At 39.5% G+C, this 14,668-nt stretch carries 11 protein-coding genes and 1 pseudogene; 7 read left to right on the forward strand and 5 right to left on the reverse strand.

The annotated features are described in order from the left end of the window. Positions 1-290: 290 nt before the first annotated feature. From AMD27_RS18080 to AMD27_RS06385, 4 genes and pseudogenes are all read right to left on the reverse strand, one after another. Positions 291-704: pseudogene (locus tag AMD27_RS18080) on the reverse strand (IS5 family transposase); the annotation flags it as partial. 696 nt (positions 705-1,400) lie between these two features. Beyond that, a complete protein-coding gene (locus tag AMD27_RS06375) occupies positions 1,401-1,871 on the reverse strand; it encodes a transposase family protein (RefSeq protein ID WP_067655823.1) in 471 nt (156 codons plus the stop codon). Continuing rightward, positions 1,819-2,214, reverse strand: coding sequence for a transposase family protein (locus AMD27_RS06380; protein ID WP_067655826.1), 396 nt, complete (start codon positions 2,212-2,214; stop codon positions 1,819-1,821). Before AMD27_RS06380 ends, AMD27_RS06375 begins: the two co-directional genes overlap by 53 nt. A gap of 104 nt (positions 2,215-2,318) precedes the next feature. Further along, on the reverse strand, positions 2,319-3,119 hold the full coding sequence (locus AMD27_RS06385) for an undecaprenyl-diphosphate phosphatase (protein WP_067657871.1): 801 nt from the start codon (positions 3,117-3,119) through the stop codon (positions 2,319-2,321). Between the two features lie 314 nt (positions 3,120-3,433). Here AMD27_RS06385 and kdpA point away from each other — a divergent pair, with 314 nt between their 5' ends. From kdpA to AMD27_RS06420, 7 genes are all read left to right on the forward strand, one after another. Then, positions 3,434-5,158, forward strand: a complete 1,725-nt coding sequence (gene kdpA / locus AMD27_RS06390) for a potassium-transporting ATPase subunit KdpA (protein WP_067657874.1) — start codon at positions 3,434-3,436, stop codon at positions 5,156-5,158. An 11-nt stretch (positions 5,159-5,169) separates the two neighbouring features. Next, positions 5,170-7,206, forward strand: a complete 2,037-nt coding sequence (kdpB, locus tag AMD27_RS06395) for a potassium-transporting ATPase subunit KdpB (RefSeq protein ID WP_067657877.1) — start codon at positions 5,170-5,172, stop codon at positions 7,204-7,206. A 20-nt stretch (positions 7,207-7,226) separates the two neighbouring features. Beyond that, complete coding sequence (kdpC, locus tag AMD27_RS06400; protein ID WP_067657880.1) at positions 7,227-7,859, forward strand: potassium-transporting ATPase subunit KdpC; 633 nt, start codon at positions 7,227-7,229, stop codon at positions 7,857-7,859. Between the two features lie 321 nt (positions 7,860-8,180). After that, positions 8,181-10,832: a sensor histidine kinase gene (locus AMD27_RS06405; RefSeq protein ID WP_067657883.1), complete on the forward strand. Its 2,652-nt coding sequence runs from the start codon at positions 8,181-8,183 to the stop codon at positions 10,830-10,832. A gap of 26 nt (positions 10,833-10,858) precedes the next feature. Beyond that, positions 10,859-11,572, forward strand: a complete 714-nt coding sequence (locus tag AMD27_RS06410) for a response regulator (protein WP_067657886.1) — start codon at positions 10,859-10,861, stop codon at positions 11,570-11,572. A 266-nt stretch (positions 11,573-11,838) separates the two neighbouring features. After that, a complete protein-coding gene (locus tag AMD27_RS06415; protein WP_067657891.1) occupies positions 11,839-12,120 on the forward strand; it encodes a transposase-like zinc-binding domain-containing protein in 282 nt (93 codons plus the stop codon). Next, on the forward strand, positions 12,113-12,577 hold the full coding sequence (locus AMD27_RS06420) for an IS1 family transposase (protein WP_067657894.1): 465 nt from the start codon (positions 12,113-12,115) through the stop codon (positions 12,575-12,577). The genes AMD27_RS06415 and AMD27_RS06420 overlap by 8 nt, the downstream gene beginning before the upstream one ends. Before the next feature lie 49 nt (positions 12,578-12,626). On the opposite strand, the gene AMD27_RS06425 is transcribed toward AMD27_RS06420, so the two are convergent. Further along, positions 12,627-14,630 carry an alpha/beta fold hydrolase gene (locus AMD27_RS06425; RefSeq protein ID WP_212846461.1) on the reverse strand — a complete coding sequence of 668 codons (2,004 nt, stop codon included), beginning with the start codon at positions 14,628-14,630 and terminating at the stop codon, positions 12,627-12,629. Between the last annotated feature and the right edge of the window lie 38 nt (positions 14,631-14,668).

The following is a 14,668-nucleotide window of genomic DNA, read 5'->3' on the forward strand; positions in this document are numbered from 1 at the left end:
TTTTAATAGGGGGGTACCCGTACCCTGACTGAGACTTCTAAAAAGGAAGTGCAATAGAAAATGGTGGTTATAGAGGGGGCATATGGCTGAACTACGAAACCAGGTATTGAATCGTAGTGTAACTACTCTTTCTAAAAGTCAAGGTCCATCAATACAAATGGATCCCGATGATCATAAAAAGACCTCAAGTCATGGGCATAACAGAAATGCTGGAAAAGATTATGGTGCTGATGTTAAATCACTAATTGATGCTGGTGATATGAGAAAGGCGATGGCTAAAGAAATACAAGATGTTTCTTACGTTGCCACTCAGCTTCACCTAAAAACTTCAATCCAGTCGAATCTACAAGTAGATGCAATCCATCACTGCTTTTTTGGTAACTAATCGCAATATCAATATGCTTTTGTCGTCTGCATAGTGTGGAGTAATCTGGTGCTGTCCAACTTAAACCGCAGGGTTGAATAAGGCTTTGAACAAAGCCTGTGACCATAAGTAAAGAAAGTCGAAACAGAGATTTGATCATCAGACAACATTGAATCGCTGTGTCGGAATAGGTTTGATTTCGTCCATGCTTGTCTTGTGGCTGAGCATACCATTGAGTTGTAGGGTCAAACCAAATGGAGATGTTTACTCTATTTATTAATGCTCGGTTATAAGAGGACCCATTTGTTGTGCGGTAAATTTTAGGCGCAGGTTTATTCATTCCGAAATTATATTGCTGAGCATCTAAAGGTAGGGTTTGTGCAACAAAGCCGTTAAGAACTGAATAAATTAATTTTTCTTTATAAGTATTTTTTTGATTTTTTAATAAGTATCCTTTTTAGTGTACTTAATTATATTTTCATATTTTTTGTATTTGAAAACAATTGTATAACACTAATGCATCATGGGAGTAAGCGTGCTTAGGTCGGGAGAGAGCATGGCTGTATTCATTTAAAATTGAAGTCCTTCGAATACGCATAAATTATCATGAGAGCGTCTGCAAATGTTATATTGTTGAGCTACAAATTTATAAACAAAGTGGTCTTTGTTGCATTATTAGACAGTTTGATTTTATGACTAAAGCGCAACATTGTTTTTATGTCTTTGGTTTCATTAAATTTAGGGGATTTGAACTCATCCTAAAAATATAAAGTACTTTTGTTCTGACCAAATTTCTTTAATTCATCCTTCTTATTTGTTGTTGTGACTTGTAAATATTGAGGCTCGTTCAGAAAAAACTGCGGATATAAATATTTTTAATTTGAGTGGGTGTCTTTGTAAATAACCAAATATTTTACAGATATTTTCTCAATTTGAAATAGACGACTTCCGTAATGCTTCATTTGCTGTTTATTTTTTACAATAGATGGGAATAAAATGAATCCATGAAAGAAGTCTAATAGACTTCTTTCATAAGTCATTTTTTATTCAGCTCCATGTTGTAAATTCCAGCAATTAAATTGAATCTTAAGCCCAGTCTTTTTCCACGGTTACGATATCGCTCAGCAAGAATTTTGAAAGTTTTCAAACTACCAAATATATGCTCAATGCCAATTCTCCTTTTATTGATTTCTTGATTATACATTTTTAGCTCAGGATCCAGTTTGCAGCGCTTTTTTGCTTTTAATGGCAATAGGCTATTCGCATATACTGCATAAATCCCTTGATAGCCTTTATCTGCAAGAATGAAGGCACCTATAGGAATCTGATTCAAGTTACGTTTGAAGAGTTCAAAATCATGTACAGCACCACGACTCGTGCATAAACTTAGAATTTTCTGAGTCTTATAATGAATGATGGCTTGAACTTTGAAAGTATGTGCCTTCTTCTTCCCACTATAGCTTTTCTTCTGTTTTTTTAGGCCTTTGTATTGTAATTTCTGTGGCATCTACGATCACCACATTCCAATCAATGCCTTCGCCTTCTGGCAAATCCTTTGGTAAATTAAATAAATTCGACTTGATGAGGCAGTCCTCTACGTGGCGGACGATTCTTGAAGCTGTAGGCTCTGAAACACCATAACTTGTTGCGACATGGAACAATGTTCGGTATTCACGCCAATAACTTAAGCATAGAAGGATTTGATCTTCTATGCTCAATTTAGGTGGTCTGCCTTTGGCAGGAACATGCATATTAAGTTGCTCAACCATTAAATAAAAGGTTGACCATGAGATGCCTGTATATCGCTTGAACTGTGTTTCAGAAAGCTTTTTTGAATCGATGTATTTCATTCAAAGATTATGCATGATTATTGAAGAGGCTTTGGTACAAATAATCGGCAAAAGATTGATTATTTTTTGATTTATGAAAGAGATCTAATGAATAAAAGTGTATGTTAACCAAAGACTATTAATAAAATAATTCCCAATACCACACGATACCAAGCAAATATTCTTAAGGTATGTTTTTCTACAAATTTAACCAAAGCTTTGACGACAAGTAAGGCTGCAATAAATGCAGCGACAAAACCAACAACAATATTCATCATATTGTCTGAGGTTAATACACTTGCATTGCGAATGAGGTCATAGCTTGCTGCACCGAGCATGGTCGGCATCGCCAGGAAAAAAGAAAACTCTGTAGCTGCTTTACGTGATAAGCCTGACAGCATGCCACCAATAATAGTTGCACCTGAGCGAGATGTGCCAGGAATCATGGCAAGGCATTGTGCAAGACCAATAATGATGGCTTGCTTTAAGTTAATATCCGTGGCTTCAATAGTTTTAGGCTCAAACTTTCTTGCTTCAACTGCAAAAATAACAAGTCCACCAAAGATCAGTGCACAAGCGACAACAATAGGGCTAAACAAGACGTGTTTAATAAAATCGACAGCTAATATTCCAATAACTACGGCAGGAAGAAAGGCGACCAATACATTGAAGGCAAAGCGTCTGGCATGCGCATCGCCAGAAAAAAAGCCTTGAACCAATGCGATAATTTTTTCTCGATACAACCAGCAAACGGCAAGAATAGCCCCCAATTGAATAACGACTTCGAAAGCACGTCCAGAATCCGATTGGAAATCAATCAGGTGACCAAAAAGTATTAAATGTCCTGTACTGGAAATGGGTAAAAACTCGGTTAGACCTTCAATCAATCCCAAAAATAAGGCTTTAAACAGTTCAAAATTTTCCATATATGTCATCATTATCGTCATCATTTTTGGATTCCTTTTAATCTATTTTTTGTTGTTTATAAATAAAAAAGAATCAAATTTTACGAAAATTTTACGCTATACGTATTCTTATAAATAGAGAGTTTACGCCTTGTTTTCACATACTAAGCCGTGGAATATCCCAGTGTTTAGGATTAAAAAATGAGTGCGATACTGATAGCACATCAAAAAGTACAGCATCCAAAAATATGCTTCATACAAATACTTAAAAATCTTACATATACCAATATCACAAAGAGGTCTATTTCTCACTGTTTAAAAGGGAATGAAATACCATGTTAGTGTTTATTTTACTTTTGGTTGTTGTGATTGTTCTCGCTTATCCTTTGGGTAAGTATCTTGCGGCAATCATGCAAAATCGTGAGATGAAAATTGATCCCATATTTAATTGGATTGAAAAACCAATCTATGCGGTGTTGGGGACAAATCCTAAAATTGGCATGAACGTGAAGACTTATTCACTGAGTTTTGTGCTGAGTTGTTTGGTGCTAGGCGCAGCTACTTGGGTTTTATTTATGACTCAAGCTAGCCTACCACTTAATCCCAATAACGCACCGAATATGTCATGGGATTTGGCGTTACATAGCATGATTTCATTTTTAACCAATACCAATCAGCAACATTATTCAGGACAGGCTCAACTGTCTTATTTGTCGCAAATGGTGGGTATTGTGGGTATGCAAATCATTACCCCCATGATGGGTTTGGCAATGGTTGTCGCAACCGTTCGAGCATTGTTCTATAAACACTCGAATGCATTGTCAGAAGCAGATCAGAATGCAAGTTTTAGTACCAAAGTTCAGAAAATTAATATCGGTAACTATTGGGCAGATGTGATTCGCCCAACGTTTCGTTTTTTAATTCCGCTGTGTATGGTTTGGTCGCTATTGCTGAATAGCCAAGGTGTGCCATCTACATTTCAGGGTGGCCCTGAAGTGCAAGTTGTCGACCAAACTGCCGAATTACAAACACAAAAAATTCCATTAGGCCCAGTTGCACCGATGGTGGCGATTAAACAGCTTGGCAGTAATGGTGGTGGTTGGTATGGACCGAATAGCAGTGTACCACTGGAAAATCCAACGCCGTTATCTAACTTTTTAGAAATGTTAGCGATTCTACTGATTCCAGTTTCTGTGATTTTCATGTTGGGTTTTTTCACTAAACGCGCAAAATTTGCAGGCTTTGTTTTTGCTTCAATGTTACTGATGTCCGTCATTTCAGCAAGTAGTGCAATTTGGTCTGAAAGTCTTTCATCTACAGCGACACAGCTTTATGCAATGGAAGGTAAAGAAGTTCGTTTTGGTGAGGCATCTTCTGCACTTTGGGCAGCTGTGACCACGCAAGTGAATAATGGCTCTGTCAACATGATGCATGATTCATCTGCACCATTCACTGGCTTTGTGGCTTTAGCCAATATGCTGATTAATGCCATTTGGGGCGGGATTGGTTGCGGTTTACAGCAATTTATTATCTATCTGTTTTTGGCGGTATTTGTTGCGGGTTTAATGACAGGACGTACCCCTGAATTATTTGGTCGAAAAATTGAAGCGGGTGAAATTAAATTACTGGCGGTGGTGATATTAATCCAGCCGATTGTAATTTTAAGTTTAACAGCTGTGACTTTATTTTTCCCTGAATTGACAGGCAATAGTAATCCGCAATATCACGCTGTTTCACAAGTGCTGTATGAATATGTTTCTGCATTTGCCAATAACGGTTCAGGCTTTGAAGGTTTGGCAGATAACACCGTATGGTGGAATGTCAGCTGTGGTCTGGCTTTATTATTGGGTCGTTTCCCGACGCTGATTATTCCATTATGGATTGCAGCACGTTTAGCCGCGAAACGTCAGGCACCTGAAAGCAGCGGGAGTTTAAAAGTTGAAACGCCAACCTTTGCGTTCACGCTCATTGCCATTGTGGTGATGTTAACTTTATTACAATTTATGCCAGTCCTCGTCTTAGGGCCGATTGCTGATCATCTGTTATTGGTACAAGGTTAAGGGTGAGTACAATGAATCATTCAAAACAATCTATTCAGAATCAAAAAAACACTTCAACTTTATTCCAAGCTGAAGCGTGGAAAAATGCATGTATTAAATTACTTCCACAACACATGATTAGAAATCCTGTCATGGCAATTGTATGGCTGGGCACTATTATCACTTTTCTCAGCACCTTGATGGGTAAAGCTGACTTGCTCTTTGGCTTATTGGTCACCTTTATTTTATTTGTCACTGTACTGTTTGCCAATTATGCAGAAGCGGTGGCGGAAGCCAAAGGTCGTGGTCAAGCATCATCCTTAAGACAGGCACGTCAGAATTTGACTGCTCGCCTGATTCAACATAAAGATGATACTGATGGTAAACAAATTGCCGCCTCTTTATTGAAAATGCATGACCTGATCGAAGTTCGTGCAGGAGAGTTGATTCCAGCTGATGGCGAGATTATTTATGGTTTTGCCACCATTAACGAAGCGGCGGTTACGGGTGAGTCTGCACCTGTATTACGTGAAGCAGGCACAGACAAATCGGGCGTGATAGGGGGTACTAAAGTCCTCACTGACCGTATAGTGGTACAAATAACGGCCGAAGCAGGACATAGTTTCTTAGACCGTATGATTGCTTTGGTTGAAGGTTCTAACCGTCAAAAAACCCCCAACGAAATTGCATTGGGTATTTTACTGACCGTGATGACTGTGACTTTTATCGTCGTGGTAGGGAGTCTGCCTTTTATTGGGCATTTTCTGAATATTGAAATTAATCCAATTCTATTGGTTGCATTGTTGGTGTGTCTCATTCCAACCACGATTGGCGGCTTGTTGCCTGCCATTGGGATTGCGGGGATGAACAGAGCCTTAAAAGCGAATGTCATTGCCAAGTCAGGTAAAGCAGTTGAAGTGGCGGGTGATGTGGATGTGTTGTTGCTGGATAAAACAGGCACCATTACTTATGGTGACCGTCAGGCAACCGCATTTTATCCGCTCGCAGGTGTGACCGAATCAGAGCTTCGTCAAGCTGCGGTATTGACTTCACTTGCAGATCCGACACCTGAAGGTAAGTCTGTGGTGTCTTTGGCAAAAGAATTGGGTGAGCGTATCGTTGACCCAGATCAGGCAGCATTTATTGCCTTTAGTGCATCAACCCGTATTTCAGGGGTGAATTTGTCCGATGGTCATCAAATACGTAAAGGGGCATTGGATGCGATTCTTAAATTTGCATCGCAAAACCTTGAAAACCATAGCGAGTTAAAAGCCCGTGTAGAGCAAGTCGCATCGAAAGGCGCAACACCGTTAGTGGTGGCAAAAGATCAAAACCTTTTAGGGGTGATAGAACTTTCTGATGTGATTAAGCAAGGTATTAAGGAAAAATTTGCACGCTTACGTGAAATGGGCATCAAAACCGTCATGATCACAGGGGACAACCCACTCACTGCGGCAGCCATTGCAGCGGAAGCAGGCGTGGATGATTATATTGCTGAAGCAAGACCTGAAGATAAACTGAATTGTATTCGTGCAGAACAAAATAAAGGACATTTGGTGGCCATGGTCGGGGATGGTACTAACGATGCACCTGCTTTGGCACAAGCAGATATCGGGCTTGCCATGAATTCAGGTACGCAAGCGGCGAAAGAAGCAGGCAATATGGTGGATTTAGATTCAGATCCCACCAAATTACTGGCAGTTGTAGAAATTGGGAAACAGCAGTTGATTACCCGAGGGGCGTTAACGACTTTCTCTTTGGCAAATGATGTGTCGAAGTACTTTGCCATTTTACCTGCACTATTCGTTGCCGCTATTCCGCAAATGGATGTCTTGAATGTCATGCAATTGGGCAGCTCTGAAAGTGCCATTCTTTCAGCACTTATTTTTAATGCCATGATCATTCCATTACTGATTCCCATTGCATTACGTGGGGTGAAGTTTAAACCGTCAACATCTACACAATTGTTACGCCGTAATATGTTGATTTATGGTCTGGGTGGGGTGTTGTTGCCATTCGTTGCAATCAAATTGATTGATCTGATGATTAGTCCATTGTTGTCACTTTAATATGTGTGAGGATGATAAAAATGAATATTGAAAATGATCTATTGCAAAACAATCCATTGGGAAAAAGTCAATTGATTGATTCATCGCCGGCTGGCTTAACCCGTGCATCTATTGGCTTAAGCATTGTTGCCTTGGGGCTGTGTGGTTTTGTCTACAGTTCAGTTGCAACAGGACTGGGGCAAGCGATCTTTCCGCATCAAGCCAATGGCAGTTTAATTGTGCAAAATGATCAGGTTGTGGGTTCAAGTCTGGTTGCACAGCCTTTTGTTCAGGCACAGTATTTTCAGCCACGCCCATCGGCTTCAAATTATGATCCGATGGCAATGGCAGGGAGTAATATGGCGAGAACCAATCCAGCTTTGCACCACGCGGTAGATGAACGCTTAAATAAAATTTCAGCACAGGAAAAAATTGAGAAGTCAGCAATTCCTGCGGATTTGGTGACGGCTTCAGGCAGTGGGATAGACCCTGATATTGGTCTGCAGTCGGCATTGATTCAGGTCAAACGTGTTGCACAAGCAAGACAGATTTCTGAGCAAGATGTACTGAAACAGGTACAGCATCATACAGTTCAACTCACTTTAGGTGTTTTGGGGGTTGAACGTGTAAATGTATTAGCATTGAATTTGGCTTTGGATCGGATGGTTAAATGAATCAAAACGAATATTTGAGAAATTAGAAAATATTAAGAGTTTAATTTTTAAAAGTTTATTTTGAAAAAATAGTCTAGTAAAAGCGAATATGTATAATCATAAAAGCTGGTACTGCCTGATATTACATTGAAAAGTTTAAATTAATTTGTATTGGTATTTGTTACTTTGAAGGATCAAAGTAACCAAAATCCTTTATTGGGCCGAAGGGACTGCCTTGTCCCTCTGCCCAACGGTGGCATCCATGCCACCAATCAGGATAGTCAAACCGATTTGGAATTTTTTGAACTATGAATTTTTAATCTATAAATAAAGATTATTTCTATGACAGATCAGCGAACCAATAAAGCAGATGTTTTGCTACAACATACCCAGCGCTATCAATCTGGGCGTTTAACCATATTTTTAGGGGCAGCTCCGGGTGTCGGGAAAACTTTTGCCATGTTAGTTCGTGCGCATGATTTGGCTCTACAAGGCAACAATATCGTCATTGGTTATGTCGAAACGCATGGTCGTGCAGAAACTGAAAACTTGGTTGCAGGTCTGAGCATTACCCCCCGTAGAATCATTGAGTACCAAGGGCATCAACTTGAAGAAATGGACTTAGATGCCATTCTTGAAAAAAAGCCGAGCATCGTTCTTGTTGATGAGTTTGCGCATACCAATATGCCGGGCAGTCGCCACGAAAAGCGTTGGCAAGACATTAATGAATTATTAGATGCAGGTATTGATGTCTTTACCACCATGAATATTCAGCATTTAGAAAGTTTGAATGATGTGGTTCTTCAAATTACTGGCATTCGTGTCACAGAAACCGTTCCAGATCGGGTGTTTGAGCGTATTCGTGATATTCGCTTAATTGATTTACCTGTCAATGAGCTACTTGAACGTTTAAATCAAGGCAAAGTTTATGTGCCAGAGCAGGCAGAGCAAGCTTTACAGCGGTTTTTTAATCACTCTAACCTAACCGCCTTACGTGAATTGGCCATGCAAACTGTGGCAAGTCATGTCGATGACAATGTGCGGGAAAATTTTGCTATTCAAGGACTTGCACCTATTCCGCTCAAAAACCATATTTTAATTATGGTCGATGGACAAGGGCATTCCGAGGCATTGGTTCGTACAGGATGTCGTATTGCTGAACATCGGTTGGCACATTGGACTGTGGTTGCCTTTTCTAAAGATTCAAAAATAACAGCCAAGCAAGAAAACTTACAAAGCCGTGAAATTGAGGCTGCATTAAATTTAACGCGTCAATTGGGCGGAATGACCGAAACACTATACGGTCAGCAACATGCCAAAACGCTGTTTGATTATGTGATGGATCACGGAATATCGACTTTGGTATTAGCACAAGCTGCTCGAAAAAAAGTTCAGTTCAACGTAAAGCCAAATTTTATTGATCAGTTGTTGCGATTCAAACCTCGCTTTGAGTTGAGTATTGTGCCTATTGCTGCTGAGCAGAAACATCACTCAATTTTACCAGATAAGGGTGAGTTTTTATCGCTGAGAGAAGCTGGTTATGTCATTGTTACCACAGGCATCAGTATTTTAATTGCCAGTTTGGGTGAAAAATATCTGGGTATAGAAGACCTGTCTGTCGTTTTTATAACAGCCGTGGTTTTCGTTGCATCCCAAACACGCATGTTGGCAGCAGTGCTTTCCGCCATTTTGTTCTTTTTAGCGTATAACTTCTTTTTTATTAACCCTAAATTTACGTTACAAATTTCAGCACACCAAGGCATGATTACTGTGGTGGCATTCTTGGGGGCTGCATTAATTTCGAGTCGATTGGCATCGCGACTTAAAGAGCAAGTCACGGCTTTAAAAGCAGCCAATAGTTATAACAGCATTATGCAAGATTTAGGGCAGAAACTGTCTACAGCAGTCGATTTGCAACATGTTCAAGATATTGCTGAAAGCAGCCTAAGTAAAAATTTAAATGCCGAAGTTTGGATTTATTTTCCTGAAAGCGCACAAGTAAAAACAGCGTTACACAATATCAGTGATAAAGAAAAAATTTCTGCCGATTGGACCTTTAAAAACCATCAGCCTTCAGGGCGTTTTACTCAAACTTTGACCGAAAATGATTGGTGGTTTTTACCATTATTGGCCTCTAAACAATGTTTAGGTGTAGTAGGGCTTAAATTTTCATCATTTCAATTGGCATTAAATTCAGAGCAAAAACAATTGGCAGAAGTGATGGTTGAATATATTGCACAAGCGATTTCAAGGACTCAATTGACCAAAGCTTTAGAAATTGCCAATGTCAGTTCAGAAACAGAAAAACTGCGATCCGCACTATTATCATCGGTATCTCACGACTTACGTTCACCTTTGGCTTCTATGATTGGTGCAGCGGATACTTTAAGTAATTATCGTCATTCAATGGATGAGAAAGATCAGGACAGTTTACTCGAAGCGATTCATTTAGAAGGAGAGCGCTTAGACCGATATATTCAAAATTTATTGGATATGACCCGTTTGGGACACGAAGGGCTTAGCCTAAAAAGGGATTGGATTGGTGTCGATGAATTGATTGGTTCAGCCGTTCGCCGTTTAAAACGCTATATGCCAAAGTCATTGGTTGAGATACATTTACCTGATGAGACACTCAGTTTATTTGTACATGGGGCACTCATCGAACAGGCTATTTTTAACGTCTTGGAAAATGCGGCTAAGTTCTCACCTGAGCATAAACCCGTGTCGATTCATGTTGCAAAACTGACTGAAAATGAGATAGAAATAGCCATTAGCGATCAAGGTCAAGGTATTCCTGAAGATGAGCGTGATCGTATTTTTGATATGTTCTATACCATGGAGCGTGGCGACCGTGGTCAATACGGTACGGGTTTGGGCTTAACGATTGTGAAAGCGATTATTGGAGCGCATATGGGTAAAATAGTGGCATCTTCTGCGAAAAACAATCAAGGCACCTGCATTCGCATGCAACTTTCTATACAACAAGTGGCGTGAACTATTTTATTGGATAAGGAGATCTGATGTCAGAGCAAAACGTGTCCGCAAGTGCGATGGCCAATGTGCTGATTATTGATGATGAAACACAGATTCGAAAATTTTTAGATATTGCTTTGCGGGCGCAAGGTTATAAAGTCCTTCAAGCTGAAAATGGTCAGCAGGGTTTAGAACTGTTGGCTTTGCAGGGTGCAGATCTAGTGATTTTAGACTTAGGATTACCCGATCTAGACGGTTTTGATGTGCTGTCTGAGCTGAGAAGTTGGTCTAATGCACCAGTCATTGTACTGTCCGTTCGTGCTGACGAGGAGGAAAAAGTAAAACTGTTAGATGCAGGTGCAAATGATTATGTGACCAAGCCTTTTAGTGTTCAGGAACTCATGGCAAGAATACGTGTTTTACTTCGCCAAGCGCAGAATGTGGTCGTAGAGTCGGCTGTTTATGACGATGATGTGCTAAAAATTGATTTTGCACACAGACAAGTTTTTTTGAATCAACAGTTAATTTCCTTAACACGCAAAGAATATCAGCTACTCAATCTACTCGCACAGCACAAAGGACAGTTGATTACACAACCTCAAATTTTGAAAGAGCTATGGGGGCCGACGCATCAGGAAGACACACATTATTTGAGAATACTGGTGGCCAAATTACGTGGAAAATTAAACGATAATGCGGTGCATCCCAAATACATTATTACTGAACCTGGTGTTGGATTGAGGTTTTTAAATATGTATTGATTTAAACATTTTAAAAAGATTGAGTGTGAATGTTGCTGCTGTTTTAACACCCTTTTTATTTGTGCTATAGCCAAACCTATTCTTTACACTACATTATTATAATTTTTAATTTATTGATAAATATAAAAATATTTATTTTGAAATGTAGTGTAAAACTCACATCTTGCCATATCATCAATTGATTCATTCAAAAAATGGTAGTATGCAAAAACAACGTTTTTTAATCTAGAATAGACTTGAAAATGCCTGAGCAATAGACCTTAAACATGATCATAGAAACGATAAGCTACTTATGTACCCGTTGCCAATCAGCAAATATTTATAAGAATGGGCATAATAAAAGTGGGAATGCGCAGTTCAGATGTAAAGATTGCGGTCGATCAAGTGTGCTCAAACCTAAAATCAAATATACCGAAGAGCAAAAAGAACTTATGATCAATACTTATCTTGAACGAGGCAGTTTAAGAGGCATGCAGCGTCTATTTGGTGTTGCACCTGAAACACTGATGGGATGGATAAAAAAAAGTAAACAACAGGAAATTGAGTGACGAATTACTTGATGCTCATCCAACAGATGTTCTAGAACTGGATGAACTGTGGAGCTTTGTAAAATCTCGTCGTCACAAGATTTGGACGTGGATTGCATTATGTCGTCGTACACGTCAGGTCGTCGCTTATGTATGTGGTCGGCGCAATGATAAAACGTGTACAGATTTACGTTGCCGTATTCCCACAGCCTACTTTAATTTAGCAACATGTAGTGATTATTGGTCAAGTTATGCTGAGGTGTTTGATCCTAATACCCATCGCTCTGTAGGTAAACATACAGGTTTAACGAACCATGTTGAACGGTTCAATGCCACATTAAGAAATCGCTTGGGACGTTTTACACGGAAAACTTTAAGCTTTTCGAAGAAGAAAGAAAATCATGAAGCTGTCTCGCATATGTTTTTATTAAAATACAATCAAGACATGAAAGATAAGTGGTTAACACGTCATATTTAGACACTACCATAATTTTAACTATGTTTTTGGAGTAAAGGCGAAGATAGATTTATGGTTTATACAGACCATTTGCTGTCAAATGTAACCTCAAAATTCGACGTAATTCTAGCACTGCTTCAGGCGTTTCCTGAATTGAGTGACCACCTTTGAGAATAATTTCAGATTGTGCTCCTTCAAGGTGAGCACTTTTATAAGGCACAATGCCATCATTGATGACATTCGGGTCATCACTACCCGTAATATTGCCCATGATTGAGTGAAAGGCGATGTCTTTGTTTGGCACAACCTCTTCAGTTAATTCAGTGAATTTAGAGTTGCGACTCAGATCACTGGGACCATTTTGAATAAGACCATGACCTAAATCTTTAACAAAATTTTGCACGTTAATGTCTTTTTCAGTCAGTGAATCTGCAAACGCACCCAAAAATGCACCTGGAAGTTTAATGATTTTTCGCGCTGCACGGGTAAACCAGCGGTCAGCATAATCTGTGCCGCGATGGGGTGCTGCAATAAAAATAGCCCGATCAAAATTTTTCACTGGCTTCATAATTAGACGCGCTTTAAACAAGGGTTCATCTTTAAAGCGGGTGAGCTGCTGAGATTTTAAAATCTTTAAAGCAGGACCTGTTAAGTCAGCATCGCTAACCAAAAGGCGTGCAATAATTCCGCCCATGCTATGACCAATCAGTACAGCATCTTTGGCTGAAGCTGATTTTGGATCAAGCGTTGCAAAGCCTTGATTGATAATGGCATTGACTTGAAAACGACTTTCCATAATGGGCATATTGGTCGAATAGAACACTTGCCAAACTTGAAAATGCTCACGCAGAACGACATCGCCCATAATGTCATTGGTTAGACGAATCCATGCTTCAGGGCTACTGGCAAGACCATGAACCAAAACGATAATTTTCTTATTTGGATTGTACGGTTCAAGCATGAACAAATGTGGCATGGTGATACTGTTGTCACGATCAATTAAGCTTAAATATGCCGCTGCACCTAAATTATTTTCTGCAAGCCAAAGCCCATACGGTGCAGAGAAATTGGTAGCGAGAGGATAGTCTTTACCGCCAATGTTGAGTTTCTCAACACTATACGGATCATAAATATTCAGCTGGAAATTTGGGTTATGAATGATGTCTTCAACACTGCCCGCAGATTTAGGTTCCGCAGTCATGGTCACGGACAAATAACGTGGATGATGAATATTGGGATTGATGCCGCCTTTATAAACGTGATTTAAAGGATCTACGATGTATTTGCCTGAGTCTTCGTTTTCAGGTGCAGGCAAGGTTGCCACAAATTCAGATCCAAAACCATCTCTACGGTTAATAGAGCGCAGACCTGAAAAGTTGAGATTGTAACTACTGATCAGGCTTTCGAGTTTACGGTTAGCAATTTCAGGGTAATGTTTATAATTGATCGAATAAATGCTGTCGCCCACTTTAATTTCTTTTGGGACTTTTTCACCTGTATATCTTAAACCGTAATTAGTAATGAGTTTTGCTAAAGCTTGGTTATAAAAGTCACGAATCTGTACTTGTCTGTTGTCAAAAAGACGTTCCTGTGGATGACGTTTGGTTTTGAACAGATAGGCATAACTATATCGAATACTTTTATCCAGCAGACCCATTTGTTGATCTAGACATTGATTATATTGCTCTTGGTGAACTTTTTTCTTTTCTTCAGACTGATATTTATTGATTAAACTGACGTTACACTCAGAGGAATTACTCAGCGCTAAGGCTCGAGTCAGGTAAGCTTCGCTGGCTGTCGAAAGAAATTGCTCATCGAGTATTTCTGGAATCTTTTCAAGTTCAGCGATGCATTTTTCCGGTTCATCTGTACATTCCTCAGCTTCACGTCCAGTCATGGAAAGTACATTAAGACTGGCTTCACTCATTTTTTTGCGGGTTAAAATACTATCGCGTTCATTGGCAATAGATACATTGAGTGCTTGATTTTTTACGCTGACCACTTGGCAGCCTGAAATCAGCAAGGGTAAAGTTGCACATAGGGCAAATATTATCGTGTTTCTTGTCTGCGACATGTTTAACATCAATGTAAATAAGCTGAAGAAAAGCATAC

The sequence above is a fragment of the Acinetobacter sp. TGL-Y2 genome, assembly GCF_001612555.1.
GTDB lineage: Bacteria > Pseudomonadota > Gammaproteobacteria > Pseudomonadales > Moraxellaceae > Acinetobacter.

Coding starts and splice junctions, on each gene's coding strand:
- kdpC (WP_067657880.1), top strand. CDS start 7,227: ATGAATATTGAAAATGATCTATTGCAAAACAATCCATTGGGAAAAAGT.
- AMD27_RS06415 (WP_067657891.1), top strand. CDS start 11,839: ATGATCATAGAAACGATAAGCTACTTATGTACCCGTTGCCAATCAGCA.
- AMD27_RS06385 (WP_067657871.1), bottom strand. CDS start 3,119: ATGGAAAATTTTGAACTGTTTAAAGCCTTATTTTTGGGATTGATTGAA.
- AMD27_RS06405 (WP_067657883.1), top strand. CDS start 8,181: ATGACAGATCAGCGAACCAATAAAGCAGATGTTTTGCTACAACATACC.
- AMD27_RS06375 (WP_067655823.1), bottom strand. CDS start 1,871: ATGCCACAGAAATTACAATACAAAGGCCTAAAAAAACAGAAGAAAAGC.
- kdpA (WP_067657874.1), top strand. CDS start 3,434: ATGTTAGTGTTTATTTTACTTTTGGTTGTTGTGATTGTTCTCGCTTAT.
- kdpB (WP_067657877.1), top strand. CDS start 5,170: ATGAATCATTCAAAACAATCTATTCAGAATCAAAAAAACACTTCAACT.
- AMD27_RS06410 (WP_067657886.1), top strand. CDS start 10,859: ATGTCAGAGCAAAACGTGTCCGCAAGTGCGATGGCCAATGTGCTGATT.
- AMD27_RS06425 (WP_212846461.1), bottom strand. CDS start 14,630: ATGTCGCAGACAAGAAACACGATAATATTTGCCCTATGTGCAACTTTA.
- AMD27_RS06380 (WP_067655826.1), bottom strand. CDS start 2,214: ATGAAATACATCGATTCAAAAAAGCTTTCTGAAACACAGTTCAAGCGA.